This window comes from Pseudomonas sp. 313, from assembly GCF_000316965.1.
In the GTDB taxonomy this organism is placed as follows: Bacteria; Pseudomonadota; Gammaproteobacteria; order Pseudomonadales; family Pseudomonadaceae; genus Chryseomonas; species Chryseomonas benzopyrenica.
This window is the reverse complement of record NZ_ANBZ01000061.1, coordinates 128,573-147,005: the sequence shown is the minus strand read 5'-3', so window position 1 is coordinate 147,005 and position 18,433 is coordinate 128,573. Positions and strand designations below refer to the sequence as shown.

At 62.9% G+C, this 18,433-nt stretch carries 17 protein-coding genes and 1 pseudogene; 14 read left to right on the top strand and 4 right to left on the bottom strand.

The annotated features are described in order from the left end of the window. Nucleotides 1-105 precede the first annotated feature (105 nt). The 3 genes from C722_RS0112310 (at nt 106) to C722_RS0112300 (ending at nt 3,538) form a co-directional block, all read left to right on the top strand. On the top strand, nt 106-645 hold the full coding sequence (locus C722_RS0112310) for a YaeQ family protein (RefSeq protein ID WP_007160963.1): 540 nt from the start codon (nt 106-108) through the stop codon (nt 643-645). Beyond that, nucleotides 645-2,366, top strand: a complete 1,722-nt coding sequence (gene recJ / locus C722_RS0112305; RefSeq protein ID WP_017640789.1) for a single-stranded-DNA-specific exonuclease RecJ — start codon at nt 645-647, stop codon at nt 2,364-2,366. The genes C722_RS0112310 and recJ overlap by 1 nt, the downstream gene beginning before the upstream one ends. A 68-nt stretch (nt 2,367-2,434) precedes the next feature. Further along, the gene (locus C722_RS0112300; protein ID WP_017640788.1) at nt 2,435-3,538 is read left to right on the top strand and encodes an NADH:flavin oxidoreductase/NADH oxidase; all 1,104 of its coding nucleotides are present in this window, start codon (nt 2,435-2,437) and stop codon (nt 3,536-3,538) included. A gap of 39 nt (nt 3,539-3,577) precedes the next feature. Here the strand turns inward: C722_RS0112300 and C722_RS0112295 are convergent, their stop codons facing one another. After that, a complete protein-coding gene (locus C722_RS0112295) occupies nt 3,578-4,048 on the bottom strand; it encodes a nuclear transport factor 2 family protein (RefSeq protein WP_017640787.1) in 471 nt (156 codons plus the stop codon). A 191-nt stretch (nt 4,049-4,239) separates the two neighbouring features. On the opposite strand from C722_RS0112295, the gene C722_RS0112290 reads away from it, so the two are divergent. After that, the gene (locus C722_RS0112290; RefSeq protein ID WP_017640786.1) at nt 4,240-4,935 is read left to right on the top strand and encodes a tellurite resistance TerB family protein; all 696 of its coding nucleotides are present in this window, start codon (nt 4,240-4,242) and stop codon (nt 4,933-4,935) included. Nucleotides 4,936-4,938: 3 nt separating this feature from the next. Here C722_RS0112290 and C722_RS0112285 read toward each other — a convergent pair whose 3' ends face one another. Then, nucleotides 4,939-5,841 (bottom strand): LysR family transcriptional regulator, encoded by a 903-nt coding sequence (locus C722_RS0112285; protein ID WP_017640785.1) that lies wholly within the window; start codon nt 5,839-5,841, stop codon nt 4,939-4,941. 146 nt (nt 5,842-5,987) lie between these two features. Between C722_RS0112285 and C722_RS0112280 the strand changes: the two genes are divergently transcribed. From C722_RS0112280 to C722_RS0112250, 7 genes are all read left to right on the top strand, one after another. Next, nucleotides 5,988-7,661 (top strand): GMC family oxidoreductase, encoded by a 1,674-nt coding sequence (locus C722_RS0112280; protein ID WP_017640784.1) that lies wholly within the window; start codon nt 5,988-5,990, stop codon nt 7,659-7,661. Between the two features lie 109 nt (nt 7,662-7,770). Further along, entirely contained in the window at nt 7,771-9,393 is a 1,623-nt protein-coding gene (locus C722_RS0112275) for an MFS transporter (protein WP_017640783.1), read from the top strand. Between the two features lie 100 nt (nt 9,394-9,493). Next, nucleotides 9,494-10,589 (top strand): peptide chain release factor 2 gene (gene prfB, locus C722_RS26025; RefSeq protein WP_153015305.1). Its coding sequence is split into 2 segments (ribosomal slippage): nt 9,494-9,565 and nt 9,567-10,589, totalling 1,095 coding nucleotides; the frame shifts between segments, so codons are not numbered across the junction. A gap of 111 nt (nt 10,590-10,700) precedes the next feature. Next, nucleotides 10,701-12,203 carry a lysine--tRNA ligase gene (lysS, locus tag C722_RS0112265; RefSeq protein WP_017640781.1) on the top strand — a complete coding sequence of 501 codons (1,503 nt, stop codon included), beginning with the start codon at nt 10,701-10,703 and terminating at the stop codon, nt 12,201-12,203. A gap of 118 nt (nt 12,204-12,321) precedes the next feature. Continuing rightward, complete coding sequence (locus C722_RS0112260; protein WP_017640780.1) at nt 12,322-13,329, top strand: transporter; 1,008 nt, start codon at nt 12,322-12,324, stop codon at nt 13,327-13,329. A gap of 64 nt (nt 13,330-13,393) precedes the next feature. Beyond that, a complete protein-coding gene (gene cbpA / locus C722_RS0112255) occupies nt 13,394-14,338 on the top strand; it encodes a curved DNA-binding protein (protein WP_017640779.1) in 945 nt (314 codons plus the stop codon). Further along, entirely contained in the window at nt 14,338-14,646 is a 309-nt protein-coding gene (locus tag C722_RS0112250; RefSeq protein ID WP_017640778.1) for a chaperone modulator CbpM, read from the top strand. Before cbpA ends, C722_RS0112250 begins: the two co-directional genes overlap by 1 nt. 363 nt (nt 14,647-15,009) lie before the next feature. Here C722_RS0112250 and C722_RS25790 read toward each other — a convergent pair whose 3' ends face one another. Beyond that, on the bottom strand, nt 15,010-15,654 hold the full coding sequence (locus tag C722_RS25790; protein ID WP_256204536.1) for a LysR substrate-binding domain-containing protein: 645 nt from the start codon (nt 15,652-15,654) through the stop codon (nt 15,010-15,012). A gap of 84 nt (nt 15,655-15,738) precedes the next feature. Beyond that, a pseudogene (locus C722_RS27050) lies at nt 15,739-15,855 on the bottom strand (LysR family transcriptional regulator); the annotation flags it as partial. Nucleotides 15,856-15,999: 144 nt separating this feature from the next. Here C722_RS27050 and C722_RS24870 point away from each other — a divergent pair. The 3 genes from C722_RS24870 (at nt 16,000) to C722_RS0112230 (ending at nt 18,147) form a co-directional block, all read left to right on the top strand. Beyond that, nucleotides 16,000-16,785, top strand: a complete 786-nt coding sequence (locus tag C722_RS24870; protein ID WP_037063808.1) for a 2OG-Fe dioxygenase family protein — start codon at nt 16,000-16,002, stop codon at nt 16,783-16,785. A 49-nt stretch (nt 16,786-16,834) separates the two neighbouring features. Continuing rightward, a complete protein-coding gene (locus C722_RS0112235) occupies nt 16,835-17,452 on the top strand; it encodes a LysE family translocator (protein ID WP_017640775.1) in 618 nt (205 codons plus the stop codon). A gap of 107 nt (nt 17,453-17,559) precedes the next feature. Beyond that, a complete protein-coding gene (locus C722_RS0112230; protein WP_017640774.1) occupies nt 17,560-18,147 on the top strand; it encodes a hypothetical protein in 588 nt (195 codons plus the stop codon). The last annotated feature ends 286 nt before the right edge of the window (nt 18,148-18,433 follow it).

Below are 18,433 nucleotides of genomic sequence, written 5' to 3'. Positions count from 1 at the left end.
CTCCAACCGTCGCTGCTACGCTCAGCCCAACCTACGGATCCACGGTCCCAAGCCCCTCGGCCTTTTCCGGTACAATGCCCGGCTTTCCCTGCCGGTGACCCGCCCATGGCTCTGCAAGCCACGCCCTACAAAGTCGAACTCAACCTCACCGATCTGGATCGCGGGGTCTACGAGAATCTGCGCCTGACCGTGGCGCGGCATCCCTCCGAGACCGAGGAGCGAATGGCGGTGCGGTTGCTGGCCTATGTGCTCTGGTACAACGAGCAGCTGGCCTTCGGTCGTGGCCTGTCCGACGTCGACGAGCCGGCGCTGTGGGAAAAGAGTCTCGATGGCCGGGTGCTGCACTGGATCGAAGTCGGCCAGCCCGATGCCGAGCGCCTGACCTGGTGCAGCCGTCGCACCGAGCGCACCAGCCTGCTGGCCTACGGCAATCTGCGCGTCTGGCAGACCAAGGTGGTGGACGCGGTCAGGACGCTGAAGAATCTGCACATCGCCGCGGTTCCCGCCGAGCCCTTGGCCGAACTGGCCCGCGATCTGCCGCGCAGCATTTCCTGGCAGGTGATGATCAGCGAAGGCACCCTGTTCGTCACCGACGACCGCGGTCAGCACGAATTGCAGCTGGAATGGCTGCTGGGCGAACGTTGATGCGCCTGGAGCCCCGTCCGCTGCCGGCGGTATTGCCCGACCTGGGCGATCTGCCGCCGCTGCTCACCCGGCTCTATGCCGCGCGCGGCGTGACCCTGCCGGAAGAACTGGACAAGGGCCTGGCGCGGCTGGTGCCCTATCACCAGCTCAAGGGCATCGAGGCGGCGGTGGAGCTGCTGGCGCGCGCTCTGGAAGAGCGCCGGCGCATCCTCATCGTCGGCGATTTCGATGCCGATGGCGCCACCGCCAGCGCCGTGGGCGTGCTGGCCCTGCGCCGCCTGGGCGCGGCCTGGGTCGACTACCTGGTGCCCAATCGCTTCGAATACGGCTACGGCCTGACGCCCGAGATCGTTGCCGTGGCCCTGCAGCGCGAACCCGAGGTGCTGCTCACCGTCGACAACGGCATCTCCAGCCTGGACGGCGTGGCCGCGGCCAAGGCGGCCGGGTTGCAGGTGGTCATCACCGACCACCACCTGCCGGGTGCCGAATTGCCCGCCGCCGATGCCATCGTCAATCCGAATCAGCCGGCCTGTGCCTTCCCCAGCAAGTGCATCGCCGGGGTCGGGGTGATCTTCTATGTGATGCTGGCCCTGCGCAGTCGCATGCGCGAGAACGGCTGGTTCGCCCGTCAGGGCCTGGCCGAGCCCAACCTAGCCGAGTTGCTGGATCTGGTCGCCCTCGGCAGCGTCGCCGATGTCGTGCCGCTTGATGCCAACAACCGCATCCTGGTGCACCAGGGACTGATGCGTATCCGCGCCGGTCGGGCGCGCCCGGGGCTCAAGGCGCTGCTGGAAGTGGCCGGGCGCCAACCGGGTAAGGTGGCCTCCAGCGACCTGGGTTTCATTCTCGGCCCGCGGCTCAATGCGGCGGGGCGCCTGGACGACATGTCCATCGGTATCGAGCTGCTACTCTGCGAAGACCCGCAACTGGCGCAGGAATACGCTCAGCAGCTGGACGACTTCAACAAGGATCGCAAGAGCATCGAGCAGGGCATGCAGCGCGAGGCGCTCAAGCAGCTCAAGGAGTTGCCGGAAGACAATCTGCCCTTCGGTCTCTGTCTGTTCGACCCGGAGTGGCACCAGGGCGTGATCGGCATCCTCGCCTCGCGCCTCAAGGAAAAGTATCACCGCCCGGCGCTGGCCTTCGCCGACGACGGCAGTGGCAACGGCATGCTCAAGGGCTCGGCGCGTTCGGTACCCGGGCTGCACATCCGCGATGCCCTGGACGCCGTGGCGACCCGTCATCCGGGGCTCATCACCAAGTTCGGCGGTCACGCCATGGCCGCCGGCCTTAGTCTGCCCCAGGCGCATTATGAGACCTTTGCCAGCGCCTTCGACGCCGAGGTCCGTCGCCATCTGCAGGCCGACGACCTCAGTGGGCGCCTGCAGACCGATGGCTGCCTCGCTCCGAGCGAATTCCAGCTCGATCTGGCCCAGGCCCTGCGCAAGGCCGGCCCTTGGGGGCAGCAGTTCCCCGAGCCGCTGTTTCACGGCACCTTCGAGATCCTCTCCCAGCGCCTGCTCAAGGAACGGCACCTCAAGCTGACCCTGCGCAGCGAGCAGGGCGGCCCGGAGCTGGACGGCATCGCCTTCAACATCGACCGTGACACCTGGCCCGATCCCAACATCCGCTGGGCCGAGCTGGCCTATCGGCTGGACGTGAATGAATTCCGCGGCAACGAGAGCGTGCAGTTGCTGGTGGTGCACCTGGCACCGCGTTAGTCGGAACAGCGACCTATTCTGTTCGGGAACACTCCAATGCGGTGAATCCCGACTAGACGAGGTCCGCCATGAGTCTCCTGTTCCAGCCCCTGACCCTGCGTCAGCTGACCCTGCCCAATCGCGTGGTGGTCTCCCCGATGTGTCAGTATTTCAGCGAAGACGGCTTCGCCAACGACTGGCACCTGGTTCACCTGGGCAGTCGCGCCACCGGTGGCGCCGGCCTGGTGATCTTCGAGGCTACCGCGGTCACCGCCGACGGGCGCATCACGCCCCAGGACCTGGGGTTGTGGAAGGACGAGCAGATCGAGCCCCTGCGCCGTATCACCCAGTTCATCGAAGGCCAGGGCAGCGTAGCCGGTATCCAACTGGCCCATGCGGGCCGTAAGGCCAGTACCTGGCAACCCTGGCTCGGCAAGCACGGCAGCGTGCCCATCGCCGAAGGCGGCTGGGTGCCGGTGGCGCCCTCGGCCATCGCCTTCGATCCCCAGCACACCCGGCCCACCGCCATGGATCGCGACGATATCGCCAGCATCCGCCGGGCCTTCGTGGACACCGCCGAGCGCGCCCTGGCGGCCGGCTTCAAGGTGGCCGAGGTCCATGCCGCCCACGGCTATCTGCTGCACCAGTTCCTCTCGCCGCTCTCCAATCGCCGCGAGGACGATTACGGCGGCAATTTCGAGAATCGCATTCGCCTGTTGCTGGAAGTCACCGCTGATGTCCGCGCGGTCTGGCCGGAAGCGTTGCCGCTGTTCGTGCGGGTTTCAGCCACCGACTGGGTGGAAGACGGCTGGGATGTCGATGAGACGGTGGAGCTGGCACGCCGATTGAAGACCCTGGGCGTCGACCTGATCGACGTCTCCTCCGGCGGCACCGCCGCCCAGGCCGACATTCCCACCGGGCCCGGCTACCAGACCCAGTTCGCCGAGCGGGTGCGCAAGGAGGCTGGGATTCCCAGTGGCGCGGTGGGCATGATCACCGATGCGGCCCAGGCCGAGCACGTGCTGCGTACCGGTCAGGCCGATCTGGTGCTGCTGGCCCGCGAACTGCTGCGCGATCCCTATTGGCCGCTGAATGCCGCCGAAGCCCTACGGGAAAAGGTCTCCTGGCCGCCACAATACGTGCGCGCCGCGCACCGGGATACGCCGCTGCGCAAGCCGTTCGGGGAGGAATAGGGCGCGGGACGGAGCCATCCGTGCGGATGGCTCCCCGAGTCAGGGCTTGACCGGGCGCAGCATCGCCTCCAGGGCGTCGCTGTCGTAGTAGTCGCCCAGATACCAGATGCGGCCGTCGCGGATCTTCATGATGCTGGCGCCGCGGATCTTGACCGGTTGCTTGCCGGTGGCGGTGACGCGGTTGCCGGTCAGTTCCCATTCGAAGGCGATGCTGCGCGGGCCGATGACCGGCTTGTGCACCATCTTTACCTGTAGATCCGGGACGGCCTTGAGGGTGACCTTGACGATGCGGTCGCGGGCCTGGGTGCGGCTGGTCTCGGTGGTGGCGGCGCCGCTGTCGAAATACTGCACCTTGGGGTCGAGCAGGGCGCTGGCGGCCTCGGCATCGTGATCGTTCCAGGCATCGAGATAGCGATTGGCAATGAGGCGGGCATCCTCGGCGGCGGCCTGGACCTGGCCGGCGATGAGGGCGAGCGAAAGCGCGAACAGCACAGCCAGACGCGAGCGCATGGGGTGTCTCCGGCAACTGCAAGGGAAAGGCGCAAGAGTAGCGCCGTGGGCGGCCCGCGGTCAGCAATATTTTGTATCAACCGGCTGGTCGCGACGGCGACCCCGGCAACATTCGGTAAGCAGGTGCCGGGAGCCAGACGGTGTGCTCAGCGGTCCTAAAGAGCTGAATCCTGACTCTGTGGAGGTCATCCATGAACACCCGCGGTTTGCTTGATCAACTGCTCAAGGCGGGCCAGCAGGCCCTGGCCAAGAAGACCGGTCACTCGGCCCCCCGACCCGGCACGGCATCCACCGGCAAGGATTCCCTGGGCGGTCTGCTCTCCGGACTGGGCAACAGCGGCCTGGCGGCTGGGGCCCTGACTGCGCTGCTGGGCAGCAAGCGCGGTCGCGCCATGGGTGGCAAGGCGGTCGGCTATGGCGGTCTGGCGGCGCTGGGCATGGTGGCCTACAAGGCCTATCAGTCCTGGCAGGCCAATCAGGCCCAGGGTACGGCAGCCGTCGAGCCCCGTACCGTGGATCGGGTACCGGAGCACGAAGCCGAGGCCCATGGCCGGGCGGTGCTGATCGCCCTGATCGCGGCAGCCAAGGCCGATGGTCATGTCGATGACCAGGAGCGCCAGGCCATCGAAGCCGAGATGGCCAAGCTGGACAACGATCCCGAGTTGCGCAGCTGGTTGCAGCGCGAACTGGAACAACCGCTGGATCCGGCCAAGGTCGCCGCGGCGGCGGAAACGCCCGAGATGGCCGCCGAGATGTACCTGGCCAGCCTGATGCTGATCGACGATCAGCAATACATGGAAAAGGCCTACCTGGACGAGCTGGCACGCCAGCTGCGCCTGGAGCCGGGCCTGCGGGCCGAACTGGAACGTGAGGCCGCGGCGGTCTGACCGCTAGGCGAGCGGGCGTTCCTCGCCCAGCAGGACGCTCCGCTCCGCCGCGCAGAGGTGCAGCAGGAAATCCCAGACCACGCGCAGGCGCGCGGAGCGGTGCAATTCCCGGTGCGTCGAGATCCAGTATTCCCGAGTAAAGGAGCGTTCTGGCAACACGCCCTCCAGCGGCGTGCCCTGACCTACCAGATAGCAGGGCAGCACGGCGATGCCGATGCCGGCGCAGGCCGCTTCGCGCTGGGCGATGACACTGGTGCTGCGAAAGACGATGCGCGGATCCGAACAGAGTCCCTGGATGAATTGCAGTTCGCGGGTGTACAGCAGGTCGTCGACGTAGCCGATGAAGGTCTGTTCGCCGAGGTCGGCTTCGGCATCCAGCGCCGGTGCTCGATCCAGGTAGGCGCGACTGGCATAGAACCTCAGACGATAGGGCGTCAGTCGCCGACCGATCAGGCCTTCGGCGGTGGGCCTTTCCAGGGTGATGGCGATGTCCGCTTCGCGGTTGGTGACGCTGACGAAGCGCGGCACCGAGACCAGCTCCACTTCCAGGCCCGGATAATCGCGCAGCAGCGCTCCTAGGCGCTGGGCGAGAAAACCGGTGCCCAGGCCTTCGGTCACCCCGACCCGTACCTGACCCAGCGGATTGAGTCGCTGGGTCACGGCCTCCTGGGCCAGCAGTGCGGCTTCTTCCATCGCCTGGGCATGCGCCAGCAGGGCCTGGCCGGCGGGGGTGAGCTGATAGCCGCTGGCCTGTTGCACCAGCAGCTGACTGCCCAGGGCGCGTTCCAGCGCCTCCAAGTGACGGGCGACGGTGGCATGACTGACGCCCAGGCTGCGGGCGGCGGTAAGCAGGCGGCCATGGCGCTGGACCTCCAGAAAAACCCGCAGATCGTTCCAGTCGAACATCCCTTTTCCTCGTCTAGGCCTGTCTACCTGGCCGCTTGCTGGTCTCTGTTCAGAAATGCACAGCCGTTGCCCGTTTTCTGCGACTGTTGTTCGCGGATGACGACACTAGGATAGGGACCACAACAACAAAAAAGCGAGGGAACGTCATGCCCGGTCCTGCTGCGGAATATGACTTCATCATCGTCGGCGCCGGTCCGGCCGGCTGCCTGCTGGCCAATCGGCTGTCCGCCGATCCGGCCCATCGCGTGCTGCTGCTGGAAGCCGGCGGCCGTGACAACCATCCCTGGATCCACATCCCCGTCGGCTATCTGTTCTGCATCGGCAATCCGCGCACCGACTGGTGCTTCAAGACCGAGGTGGAAGCGGGCCTGGGTGGCCGCGCGCTCAACTATCCGCGTGGCCGGGTGCTGGGTGGCTGCTCGTCCATCAACGGCATGATCTACATGCGCGGCCAGGCCCGTGACTATGACGGCTGGGCCGCCGCTGGCAATCCCGGCTGGGGCTGGCAGGACGTACTGCCGCTGTTCAAGCGTATGGAAGATCATTGCGACGGCGCCTCGGCCGTTCATGGTGCCGGGGGTGAATGGCGGGTCGAGCGGCAGCGCCTGCACTGGACCCTGCTCGATGCCTTTCGCAGTGCCGCGGGTGAAACCGGCATCGCGCCGGTGGAAGACTTCAACACCGGCGACAACGAAGGCTGCGGCTACTTCCAGGTCAATCAGCGTAATGGCGTGCGCTGGAATGCCGCCAAGGCCTTTCTCAAGCCCATCCGCCAGCGTGCCAATCTGCAGGTGCTGACCGGGGTGCAAGTGGAGCGGGTGCTGCTGGAGGAGGGCAGGGCACGGGCGGTGCTGGCGCGGCTGCCGGGCCAGGCCGAACCCCAGCGCCTGGTGGCGCGGCGGGAGATCGTGCTCTGCGCCGGCGCCATTGGCTCGCCGACCCTGTTGCAACGTTCCGGCATCGGTCCGCGCGGCCTGCTCGAAGGGCTGGGCATCGGTGTCCAGCATCGGCTGGAAGGGGTCGGCGGCAACCTGCAGGATCACCTGCAACTGCGGCTGATCTATCGGGTGCACGGCGTGCCGACCCTCAATGCCCTGGCCGGCAGTCTCTGGGGCAAGCTGGGCATGGGCCTGGAGTATCTCTGGAGTCGCAGTGGTCCCCTGGCCATGGCGCCGAGCCAGCTGGGCGCCTTCGCCCGTTCCGATCCCGGGCAGCCCTCGGCCAATCTGCAGTATCACGTGCAGCCGCTGTCGCTGGAGCGCTTCGGCGAGCCCCTGCACGGCTTTCCCGCCTTTACCGCCTCGGTGTGCAACCTGCGCCCGGCCAGTCGTGGCCAGGTGGCCATCCGCAGCGCCGACCCGCTGGCCGCGCCGCTGATCCAGCCGCGCTACCTCAGCGCGCCGGAGGATCTCAAGGTGGCCGCCGACGCCATCCGCCTGACCCGGCGCATCGCCGCGGCGCCGGCACTGGCCGCTTACCGGCCCGAGGAGTATCTGCCAGGCCCGGCCTATCAGAGCGAGGAAGAACTGCAGCAAGCCGCGGGCGCCATTGGCACCACCATCTTCCATCCTTCCGGCACCTGCCGCATGGGGCAGGGCGCCGACGCCGTGGTGGACGCCCGCCTGCGGGTGCATGGCATTCCCGGGCTGCGGGTGGCCGACGCCTCCATCATGCCGACCCTGGTCTCGGGCAACAGCTGTTCGCCGACCCTGATGATCGCCGAGCAGGCGGCCACCTTCATGCTGGCCGAGGCGCGGGAGCAGGGCAGTCACGAGCTGCCCGCCGCGGTCGCCCGGGCCAGCGCCGTCTCGGCGGCCTAGCTGCGTCCATCCGGTTCCACCGACGGCGGGGCCTCCCGCCGTTTCCACCGTAGTAGCTGTCGCCCATAACAACAATCAGCCCGGCGATCCCGGGTCAGGAGAACGTGCGATGTCCGACTATGCCCAACCCCGGGTCCAACCCAGCGCGGCCAGCAGTCGCCGCGAAGAACGCAAGGTGATCTTCGCCTCGTCCCTGGGAACCGTCTTCGAGTGGTACGACTTCTTTCTCTACGGCGCCCTGGCGGCGGTGATCAGCAAGCAGTTCTTCGCCGGCGTCAACGACACCACCGCCTTCATCTTCGCCCTGCTGGCCTTCGCCGCCGGTTTCGTGGTGCGGCCCTTCGGTGCCCTGGTGTTCGGCCGCCTGGGCGACCTGGTCGGGCGCAAGTACACCTTTCTCGCCACCATCATCCTCATGGGCATCGCCACCTTCGGCGTCGGCCTGCTGCCCACCTATGCCAGCATCGGCGTGGCCGCACCCATCATCCTGGTGGTGCTGCGCCTGCTGCAGGGCCTGGCCCTGGGCGGTGAGTACGGCGGCGCCGCTACCTACATCGCCGAGCACGCGCCGCCCGGCAAGCGCGGTGCCCACACCAGCTGGCTGCAATCCACCGCGACCCTGGGGCTGTTGCTGTCGCTGGTGGTGATCCTGGTCTGCCGCTACCTGACCGGCGACCAGTTCGAGGTCTGGGGCTGGCGCCTGCCGTTCCTGCTGTCGATCTTCCTGCTGGCCATCTCCACCTGGATCCGCCTGTCGATGCACGAATCGCCGGCCTTCCTGCGCATGAAGGCCGAAGGCAAGCAGAGCAAGGCGCCGATCCGCGATTCCTTCACCAACTGGAGCAATCTCAAGGTGGTGCTGATCGCGCTGTTCAGCATCAACGGCGGCCAGGCGGTGACCTTCTACCTGTCGCAGTTCTATGTGATGTTCTTTCTCACCCAGACCCTCAAGCTGGATCCGGTGCTGGCCAACAACCTGCTGATCGTCAGCGTGATCCTGGGCGCCCCCTTCTTCGTCATCGCCGGCTGGCTGTCGGACAAGGTCGGCCGCAAGCCGATCCTGATGCTGGGCCTGCTGCTGGCCACGGTGCTCTACTTTCCGCTGTTCAAGGCCCTGACCCACTACGCCAATCCACAGATCTACCAGGCCAGCCAGCAGGCGCCCATCGTGGTGACCGCCGATCCGGCCACCTGCACCTTCCAGTTCGATCCGGTAGGCAAGGCGCGTTTCGACAGCCCCTGCGACCGGGTCAAGACCCTGCTGGCCAAGAGCGGACTGCCCTACCGCAGCGTGGCGGCGGCACCGGGGGACGCGGTGCAGGTCAATGTCGGCGACAAGGTCATCGTCGGCTATGACGAGCCAGCCCTGCGCGCCGCGGTACAGGCCGCCGGCTACCCGGCCAAGGCCGATGCGGCGCAGGTCAACAAGCCCATGGTGGTGGCGGTGATCTTCGCCCTGATCCTCATCGCCACCCTCTGCTACGGACCCCTTGCGGCACTGATGGTGGAGCTGTTTCCCACCCGCATCCGCTACACCTCCATGTCGCTGCCGTACCACATCGGCAATGGCTGGTTCGGCGGCTTCCTGCCCACGGTGTCCTTCGCCCTGGTGGTCTATACCGGCGACATCTTCTACGGCCTCTGGTACCCGGTACTGGTGACCGGCGTCAGCCTGGTGGTAGGCCTGCTGTGTCTGCCGGAAACCCGCCACCGCGATCTCGACGCCGATTGAGGCCCAGCAGGCGGCGAATCCCCGTCGCACGCTGAGTTTCGCCGCCGATTGGGTTATACTCGCGAGCTTTTCCACAGCTTTTCTCGCGAGTGTTTCCCCCATGGAAATCAACCCGATCGTCACCAGCATCAAGGACCTCTCCAGCCGCACCGAGACCATTCGGGGGTATCTTTGACTACGATCTGAAAAAGGATCGTCTCGTCGAAGTCGAGCGCGAGCTCGAAGACCCCGCTGTCTGGAACAAGCCCGAATACGCCCAGAACCTTGGCCGCGAGCGCGCGCTGCTGGCCCAGGTGGTCGGTACCCTGGACGAGCTGAACGGCGGCCTGGCGGATGCCAACGACCTGTTGGAAATGGCCGCCGAAGAGGAAGACCAGAGCGCGGTCGATGACGTGGCGGCCGAGGTGGAGCGCCTGCGCGGCATCCTCGAGAAGCTGGAATTCCGCCGCATGTTCAGCGGCGAGATGGACCCCAACAACTGCTACCTGGACATCCAGGCCGGCTCCGGCGGCACCGAGGCCCAGGACTGGGCCAACATGCTCTTGCGCATGTACCTGCGCTGGGCCGACCAGCACGGCTTCAGCGCCGAGATCGTCGAGTTGTCGGAAGGCGAGGTCGCCGGCATCAAGGGCGCCACCGTGCACATCAAGGGCGAATACGCCTTTGGCTGGCTGCGCACCGAGATCGGCGTGCACCGCCTGGTGCGCAAGAGTCCCTTCGACTCGGGCAACCGTCGCCACACCTCCTTTACCGCGGTGTTCGTCTCGCCCGAGATCGATGACAACATCGACATCGAGATCAACCCGTCCGATCTGCGCGTCGACACCTACCGCTCCTCCGGTGCCGGCGGCCAGCACGTGAATACCACCGACTCCGCGGTGCGGATCACCCACGTGCCCACCAACACCGTGGTGGCCTGCCAGAACGAGCGCTCCCAGCACGCCAACAAGGACACCGCCATGAAGATGCTGCGGGCCAAGTTGTACGAGTTGGAGATGCAGAAGCGCAACGCCGCCTCCCAGGCCCTGGAAGACTCCAAGTCCGATATCGGCTGGGGCCACCAGATCCGCTCCTACGTCCTCGACGCCTCGCGGATCAAGGATCTGCGCACCGGCGTGGAACGCAGCGACTGCGACAAGGTGCTCGACGGCGATCTGGACGAATACCTCGAAGCCAGCCTCAAGCAGGGCGTTTAATCCATCATTTCCTGTAGGAGCGGTCGCATCGGCGCACCGCCATGGCCGCGATAAAACTCTATCGCGGCCATGGGCCGCTCCTACGGTCAGCACCCCAGGTAAAGAGCAGACATGAGCGAACAACCCCTAGATCCCCAAGCCCAGGAACAGGAAGACAACAAGCTGATCGCCCAGCGCAAGGAAAAGCTTTCCGCGCTGCGTGACCAGCAGGCCATTCCCTTCCCCAATGACTTCCGCCGTGACAGCCTGGCCGGTGACCTGCAGCAGCAGTACGCCGACAAGACCAAGGAAGAGCTGGAAGCCGCGGGCATCAAGGTCAAGGTGGCCGGCCGCATCATGCTCAACCGCGGCGCCTTCATGGTGCTGCAGGACACCAGCGGGCGCATCCAGGTCTACGTCGACCGCAAGACCCTGCCGGCCGAGACCCTGGAAGCGGTCAAGACCTGGGACCTGGGCGACATCATCGCCACCGAAGGCACCCTGGCCCGCTCCGGCAAGGGCGATCTCTACGTCAACATGAGCGACGTGCGCCTGCTGACCAAGTCGCTGCGCCCGCTGCCCGACAAGCACCACGGCCTGACCGACACCGAGCTGCGCTATCGCCAGCGCTATGTCGACCTGATCGTCAACGAAGAGGTGCGCCAGACCTTCCGCGTGCGCTCCCAGGTCATCGCCCACATCCGCCGCTTCCTCATGGAGCGCGGTTTCCTCGAAGTGGAAACGCCCATGCTGCAGACCATTCCCGGCGGCGCGGCGGCCAAGCCCTTCGAAACCCACCACAACGCCCTGGACATGGCCATGTTCCTGCGTATCGCGCCGGAGCTGTACCTCAAGCGGCTGGTGGTCGGTGGCTTCGAGAAGGTCTTCGAGATCAACCGCAACTTCCGTAACGAAGGCGTCTCGACCCGGCACAATCCCGAGTTCACCATGCTCGAGTTCTACCAGGCCTACGCCGACTACCGCGACAACATGGACCTCACCGAGGAACTGTTCCGCGAACTGGCCATGGCCGTGCTCGGCACCACCGACGTGCCCTATGGCGACAAGGTGTTCCACTTCGGCGAGCCCTTCGTGCGCCTGTCGGTGTACGACTCCATCCTCAAGTACAACCCGGACATCACTGCGGAAGACCTGCAGGACGTCGAGAAGGCCCGCGCCATCGCCAAGAAGGCCGGCGCCAAGGTCCTCGGCCACGAAGGCCTGGGCAAGCTGCAGGTGATGATTTTCGAGGAGCTGGTGGAGAGCAAGCTGGAGCAGCCGCACTTCATCACCGAGTACCCCTTCGAGGTCTCGCCGCTGGCCCGGCGCAACGACGACAATCCCAGCGTCACCGACCGCTTCGAGCTGTTCATCGGTGGCCGCGAGATCGCCAACGCCTACTCCGAGCTCAACGACGCCGAAGACCAGGCCGAGCGCTTCATGCTGCAGGTCCAGGAAAAGGACGCCGGTGACGACGAGGCCATGCACTACGACGCCGACTTCATCAACGCCCTGGAATACGGCATGCCGCCCACCGCCGGCGAAGGCATCGGCATCGACCGCCTGGTGATGCTGCTGACCAACTCGCCGTCGATCCGCGACGTCATCCTCTTCCCGCACATGCGTCCGCAATAAGCGCCGCGCCTCCTTTTCGGGGGCGCCGCTGGCACCTGCTGACTCGGGGCTCTGTCATCAAAGGTTCATCCGGACCTGCTAACAGAGCCCTGATGTCGCGTTCCCTCCGCAGGTAGCCATGACCAACACCCTGATCCCCCTGCATCCGGCCGCCGAACGGCTGGGGCTGCTCTATGCCTACCATTTCACCTCCGGTCAGCCGGGGCGTGCCCTGACCATGGCGCCGGAAGATCCCTGGGACGCGGAAGAGGGTGGCTTTCGCTGGCTGCACTTCAACCTGGCCCATGCCGCCGCCGAGCGCTGGATGCGCGAGCACCTGGGACTGCCCGAGGAATTCTTCGAATCCCTACACGCCGGTTCCCATTCGACCCGGCTGGAGCCAGCCGACGATACCCTGCTCGGGGTGGTGAACGACGTGACCCTGGCCTACGGACAGGTCTCGGTGGACGTCGCCACCCTCTGGGCCTGTGCCCGACCGGGACTGCTGGTGACCGCCCGGGCCCAGCCGCTGCGCTCGGTGGATCGCCTGCGCCACGCGGTACGCCGGGGCGAGGGCTTCGGCTCGACCCTGGAATTGCTGGTGCATCTGCTGCGCGACCAGGCCGATGTGCTGACCGGCATCATCCGCGACACCACGGTCAAGGTGGATGCCATCGAGGATCGGCTGCTGTCCCAGCGGCTGGCCGCCAGTCGCGCCGAGCTGGGTAGTCTGAGACGCGCCCTGGTGCGTTTGCAGCGCCTGCTGGCCCTGGAGCCGGGCTCGCTGCTGCGCCTGCTCAACCGGCCGCCCGCCTGGCTGCGCCGCGACGACATCCAGACCCTGCGCGAGGCCACCGAGGAATTCGACCGGGTGCTGGACGACCTCGCCGCCCTGGTGGAGCGTCTCAAGCTGCTGCAGGAGGAGATCGCCGCCGCCTCCGCCGAGCAGACCAACCGCACCCTGTTCACCCTGACCCTGGTCACGGTGCTGGCCCTGCCGATCAACATCATCGCCGGCTTTTTCGGCATGAACGTCGGCGGCATTCCGCTTGCCGATTCGCCCCATGGCTTCTGGATCCTGGTAGCGTTGGTGGCGACCTTTACCGTGCTGGCCGGTAGCCTGGCCTTCCGCAAGCGCGGCGACTGACCAGAGTCATGCAACCGTTGCAGGCACCGCGCGGTCTCTAGGGGAACCCCCACTGGAGACCGCAATGGACTTCAAGGACTACTACGAGGTGCTCGGCGTCGCCCCTGATGTCGACGACAAGACCCTCAAGACCACCTACCGCAAACTGGCGCGCAAGTACCACCCCGATGTGAGCAAGGAGGCCGATGCCGAGGCCCGCTTCAAGGAGGTGGCCGAGGCCTATGATGTCCTACGCGATCCGCACAAGCGTGCGGAATACGACCAGGTGCGCCTCTATCAGCAACAGGGCGAGCGCTTCCAGGTGCCGCCGGATTGGCAACCGGGCTCGGGTGCCGACTACAGCGATCCCCATGCCGGCTTCGGCCAGGATTATTCGGACTTCTTCGAGTCCCTGTTCGGTGCCGCCGGACGCTCGCAGCAGGGTGGCTTCGCCCGCCGTGGCCGCGACGTCGAGCTGGAATTACCTCTGTTTCTCGAAGAGAGCCAGGCCGGCAGCACCAAGCCGCTGAGCTTTTCGTTGCCGCAGCGTGACGAGCTGGGCCGGCGCGTCGGCGAGACCACCAAGACCCTCAACGTCAAGATTCCCGCCGGCAGCACCGACGGCGAGCGTATCCGCTTGAAAGGGCAGGGCGAGCCGGGCATCGGTGGCGCGGAGCCGGGTGACCTCTACCTGGTCATCCGTCTGGTGCCTCATCCCCTGTTCGACGTGGATGGCCAGGACCTGGTGGTCAGCGTGCCGCTCGCCCCCTGGGAGGCGGCCTTGGGCGCCAAGGTGCAGGTGCCGACGCTGGATGGGCAGATCATGCTCAGCATCCCGCCCGGCAGCCAGAACGGTGCGCGGCTGCGGGTACGGGGCAAGGGCCTGGCCGGCAAGAACGGGCAGGGCGATCTGCATGCCCTGCTCAAGGTGGTGATGCCGCCCAAAGGCGATGAAGCAACCCAGGCGCTGTGGCGCCAACTGGCCGAGCGGGCGGCCTTCGATCCCCGCCAAGACTGGAGGAAAGTCTGATGAGCAGTCTGATCGTCCTGCAGGAATTCTGCGTGCTCTGCGAGGTGAGCGAGCCGGTGGTGGTGGAAATCGTCGAACACGGCATCCTGGCGCCCCAGCGTGGCAAGCGCCCGGCCGAGTGGCATTTCGACACCGGTGCCCTGCACCGCGCCCGCCGCGCCGTGCGTCTGCGCCACGAACTGGACCTGGACTGGTCCGCGACCGCTCTAGCGCTGCACCTCTTGGATGAGGTGGAAGAACTGCGGCGGGAGAACCAACGGCTGCGACGGCGCCTGGAACGCTTCGCTGGCGAGCTGCGGGACGTCTGACCGGCCGCGTAGGGTGGATTGAGCCGGCATCATCGTCCGAACCCAACAGTCGGAGCCGCGTCTGGTTGTTGGGCTTCGCTGTATTCAGCTCACTTCAAGAAATAAAGCGCCCAGTTCTTCTCCGGAGGCCGGGCGAGGACGCCGGATGTAAGGTTTCCAGCGCCTAGGTAAGTTTCGATCATTGCCAGAGGCCGCCTCTAATGGGGCCTTTCTTACATAAGATAGACTCTTAACCGCAGTGTCCTTGGGATTGATATGTGACACGTCGGCTGAGATGGTGCTGCCGAGATGTTTACTGTGCCGGTGGTATCAGCCCCTCATTTGAAAGCGTTGATTTAAGGCCTGATAGAGTCTTTTAACTACTTATTCGTTGTTCCTGATCTCTCTTAGCAGCCAGTTCGCGAAGCGCTGACGACTGTCACAGCCGGAAATCGGTTCTGGAGATAAAAGATAATAAGCAGATCCGTCTTCGAGAAATCCATGCGGCGCCACCAACTGTCCCGCAGCAACATCTTCTTGTACCATCAAAAAAGAAGCTATAGCCACACCCAGCCCAGCAGTTGCAGCCTGAATGGAGAGATAAAAGTGTTCGTAGGTTACGTTACGTTTGCTTTTTATTGATCTGCCAGCCGTCGACGCCCAGGTAGGCCAAGCATTGAGGCGTGAGCTCGTATGAAGAAAAACTGTATCTTCATTATCAATGCTTGATGCGTGAGCTCCTGCCGCTACCGGCCCTGTGCGCTCTTTGCAGATGAATAGCGCTTCGACACTGTCATCCCATTTGAAATCATTGCGGCGGAGCGCAATATCAACCCTGGTACGTCGAAAATCGATTGCCCCGCCTGCTGCCACCAAATGCAAAGTAATATCGGGACATGCAGATTGAAATGACCCCAGCTTAGGAATAAGCCAACGCATCGCTATCGTGGGCTCGCAGGACAAGGTCAAAACATTCTCCATGGCCGAGTTTCGGATTCGATCTGACACCTGCGCGAGCTCGTCGAACATTCTACTAGTGACCTGTCTCAGCTCACGTCCAGCCTTGTTCAGATATATAGATCGCCCTCTTCTGTCGAACAGGGAAACACCCAGATCGTCCTCTAATAGTCGTACCTGTCTACTCACGGCACTGTGCGTGACATGCAGCTCAGCCGCGGCCTCCACAAAGCTTTCGGTTCTGGCTGCAATATCAAAAAAAACGCAAAGCATTCAGTGGTGGCAGTTTCATATCGATCGGCAACGAAATGGAACAGGTTAGGCGATTTTAAATCGTTTTTATCTCGGTAAGCAACAAGGCATCATCCAGCAGCCACTCGGAAAAAAAGCTTCTATGAACACATCTAGGACAGTGATATGGATAGCACCTCTAGCTTTGCTCAATCTGCCAATCGTTCCAGTCACAGCTTTGCCGGCGTCCGTAAAGGGGTTGAGGACCTGTGCAAAAATATCGCCAAAAATGATTTTATAAACCTGCCGGCAAGGCGTACGTCCAAGCTGCTAGCTGAACAGGATGAAGACTTTTTGGAAGAATGGACTGCGTTTCAAGAAAGCTGGAATCTCTTGGAGCAGGATGGCTACATGAGGGACGGCGGTAGTTATCGCTATCGTCGGCATGCAACTTTTCACGCTGACCCTTTGGGCGTATCGGTCGAGCTTGTTCCGCATCAGCCTCACTATCAAAGCCTGGATTACAATCAGCTCAACGGCGATATCGCTCGGCACTTTTCGCCAATTGATCCGGGTACGATCAACAATCGAGCGTTCCTCGCTTCTATGAGGCTGTGCTGCGAAGCATTTGGACAACTCACTCCGTTTTTTTCTTGGCATATTGAGGTTCATCAATTTCGGATCTACGCCAAGCCAGGCCAGAGCTCCTCGCCCACCCCCGAAGGTGTACATCGTGACGGCGTAAATTTCGTATTCATGATGTTGATCAATCGAGTTAATGTCGTTAACGGTGAGACATCTATACACGATAGGCAAAAGAGGCGGCTGACTGCCTTCACGCTCACCAACCCTATGGACGTTGCTATCGTGAATGATGAAAGGGTAATGCATGGCGTAACGCCAATTATCCAGCTCGATACCGAACGAGAAGCCTACCGAGACGTCTTGGTCATTACTTTCAATAAAAAGTAGAGCCGTTCATGGACGGGCCATTCAGGCTCGTCCATCATAAAGGATCGACATGAACGAAATTCTAGCTGTAGCATTGATCACCATATTGGCAGTTATCAGCCCGGGCCCCGATTTTGCCATGGTAACCCGTAACAGCTTTCTGCACGGTCGAAAGGCCGGCCTGACAGCAGCTTTGGGTATTGCTTGTGGTGTTCAGATACACGTCTTCTACACAGTATTCGGTATCGCCCTGTTGATTGTGCAGTCACCTCGCCTACTGTTCGCTATGAAGCTGCTCGGGGCAGCCTACCTGATATATATAGGTATAAAATCATTCACTAACAAAAACCGAGTTGACCTCAATGCTGGCTTTGGAACATCTGAGCGCCTACTGTCGATCTTTCGGATGGGATTTCTTACCAATGCCCTCAATCCGAAGACAATGCTGTTCGTTGTGTCGACCTACACTCAGGTGGTAAAGCCTGACAGCTCTCTTGTCACAAACTTCGCCTACGGTCTGTTCATGTCGTTCTCTCACTGGGCTTGGTTCAGTCTCGTCGCTATCTTTTTCTCTGCAGAGATGCTCCGTCAGAAGATGCTTAGCAAGCAAATCGTACTAGACAGGGTCATCGGCGCCGCGCTGATGATACTCGGCGCCATGCTTTTAATGCCTACTACTCTCCGGTGATACGGGGTTCGCGAACGGACAGGTCAGAGGCAGACAGCACATGCTGTATCAGAACAATAGTGCCTCCTGATGCTAATTTCTATGTATTTCTGTAAGGATAGGTTCTGATGTTCGAAAGCTTCTATGCCAAGGAATGGGTTCAGGTGTCTACAGCCTTTGTCTTTGTGATAGTGATATTGATCACGCCGCTTATGTACTGGCGTATTAGTCGAAAGCTGAGCGGAGACAGTAGGAAGCAATTCATCGATGTCGCCTTCGATATGTATGGTGTTGTGTTTTTCCTATTGGTTGCACCCATTGGTTACTTGGTTTTGTATTTCTTCGGCTCTCAGTCTAAGTTTATGCTGAACGACCCTATGGCTTGGGTTTGCTTTATAGGTGGCGCCGCTTCAATTTATGATTTGATTCGAGCTTTGCTAAAGCTGAATGCTGCTGGCAGAGTGGCGCAGTGCGGTGAAAAATTCGAATCTATTTTAAAGTTCAAGAGGCTGGTTAAAATTGCCTTCTGCCTTTCATTAATCCCGCTGCTTTATGGGGCGTTCATGATTGGTGTCACTAACTTGGTGGCACCTGATTCCATTAATACGATGGCATGGTTTTTAACATTCATGATGACAGGCTTGGCAATTGTTTACGCAGTTGCATCCAGAGCGTTGCTCCTTGTTTCGCAAGCTTATGAACAAGGCTCTGGTTAGGCCGGCAAGATATGCAGAAGACCTGATGTAAGTGTGCGAAAATTCATTCCCGACCGAAGCCAGGTGATTGGTCCCTAACTCATATTCGCACTAGGTTTTTCGAGATCAAACAAGGCGAAGCGTAGGCAGGCATGGGGACCTTTCTGGACACGACAACGCCAGAGCCCGCCCTCTCTTCATTTGCGCCTACCCTTGAGCCTTAATCAATGGCCAGGGGACTACAGGCGTACGGAAGCGCCTCGCATGGCCGCGGCCTCCTTATCACCGCATGTGGCGTCTTACGCCA

Excerpts from the sequence above, each read along its gene's own strand:
- C722_RS0112310 (WP_007160963.1), top strand. The coding sequence starts at position 106 with ATGGCTCTGCAAGCCACGCCCTACAAAGTCGAACTCAACCTCACCGAT.
- recJ (WP_017640789.1), top strand. The coding sequence starts at position 645 with ATGCGCCTGGAGCCCCGTCCGCTGCCGGCGGTATTGCCCGACCTGGGC.
- C722_RS0112300 (WP_017640788.1), top strand. The coding sequence starts at position 2,435 with ATGAGTCTCCTGTTCCAGCCCCTGACCCTGCGTCAGCTGACCCTGCCC.
- C722_RS0112295 (WP_017640787.1), bottom strand. The coding sequence starts at position 4,048 with ATGCGCTCGCGTCTGGCTGTGCTGTTCGCGCTTTCGCTCGCCCTCATC.
- C722_RS0112290 (WP_017640786.1), top strand. The coding sequence starts at position 4,240 with ATGAACACCCGCGGTTTGCTTGATCAACTGCTCAAGGCGGGCCAGCAG.
- C722_RS0112285 (WP_017640785.1), bottom strand. The coding sequence starts at position 5,841 with ATGTTCGACTGGAACGATCTGCGGGTTTTTCTGGAGGTCCAGCGCCAT.
- C722_RS0112280 (WP_017640784.1), top strand. The coding sequence starts at position 5,988 with ATGCCCGGTCCTGCTGCGGAATATGACTTCATCATCGTCGGCGCCGGT.
- C722_RS0112275 (WP_017640783.1), top strand. The coding sequence starts at position 7,771 with ATGTCCGACTATGCCCAACCCCGGGTCCAACCCAGCGCGGCCAGCAGT.
- lysS (WP_017640781.1), top strand. The coding sequence starts at position 10,701 with ATGAGCGAACAACCCCTAGATCCCCAAGCCCAGGAACAGGAAGACAAC.
- C722_RS0112260 (WP_017640780.1), top strand. The coding sequence starts at position 12,322 with ATGACCAACACCCTGATCCCCCTGCATCCGGCCGCCGAACGGCTGGGG.
- cbpA (WP_017640779.1), top strand. The coding sequence starts at position 13,394 with ATGGACTTCAAGGACTACTACGAGGTGCTCGGCGTCGCCCCTGATGTC.
- C722_RS0112250 (WP_017640778.1), top strand. The coding sequence starts at position 14,338 with ATGAGCAGTCTGATCGTCCTGCAGGAATTCTGCGTGCTCTGCGAGGTG.
- C722_RS25790 (WP_256204536.1), bottom strand. The coding sequence starts at position 15,654 with ATGTTCGACGAGCTCGCGCAGGTGTCAGATCGAATCCGAAACTCGGCC.
- C722_RS24870 (WP_037063808.1), top strand. The coding sequence starts at position 16,000 with ATGGATAGCACCTCTAGCTTTGCTCAATCTGCCAATCGTTCCAGTCAC.
- C722_RS0112235 (WP_017640775.1), top strand. The coding sequence starts at position 16,835 with ATGAACGAAATTCTAGCTGTAGCATTGATCACCATATTGGCAGTTATC.
- C722_RS0112230 (WP_017640774.1), top strand. The coding sequence starts at position 17,560 with ATGTTCGAAAGCTTCTATGCCAAGGAATGGGTTCAGGTGTCTACAGCC.